Below are 543 nucleotides of genomic sequence, written 5' to 3' on the forward strand. Positions count from 1 at the left end.
TCTACGGCTACGAGGTATCCCCAGTGCTGTGGAAGAAGGTCATGCCACGGCTGTCCGCCGGACGCGTGCAGTCCGTGGCCACCCGCGTGATCGTAGAGCGCGAGCGTGAGCGCATGGCGTTTATCTCCGCTGATTACTGGGATGTGGAGGCGGAATTCGATACCGGCAAGCCTGCACAAGATAGCAACCCAACCTCCTTTACGGGCCGATTGACGGCTTTGGACGGCAAGCGTGTGGCTACCGGCCGTGACTTCAACGACCGTGGTGAGCTCAAAGGTGATGCGGTGGTCGTCGACAAGCAGCGCGCTGAGGCCCTCGTCGAAGAGCTAACCGGCGTTGCAATGAGCGTGACCAAGGTGGAGGAAAAGCCTTACACCCGCCGCCCCTACGCGCCATTTATGACCTCAACCCTGCAGCAAGAGGCCGGCCGCAAGCTGCACTACACCTCCGAACGCACCATGCGTATCGCGCAGCGGCTGTACGAAAACGGCCACATCACCTACATGCGTACCGACTCCACCACTTTGTCGGAACAAGGCCTCA

1 protein-coding gene is annotated in these 543 nt (G+C 60.6%); it reads left to right on the top strand.

Annotation, left to right across the window (positions count from 1 at the left end):
* Positions 1-23 precede the first annotated feature (23 nt).
* A partial coding sequence (locus DDE13_RS22670; protein ID WP_235868831.1) for a DNA topoisomerase occupies positions 24-543 on the top strand: 520 nt, incomplete at its 3' end.

This window comes from Meridianimarinicoccus zhengii (genome assembly GCF_003254465.1).
Lineage (GTDB): Bacteria > Pseudomonadota > Alphaproteobacteria > Rhodobacterales > Rhodobacteraceae > Meridianimarinicoccus > Meridianimarinicoccus zhengii.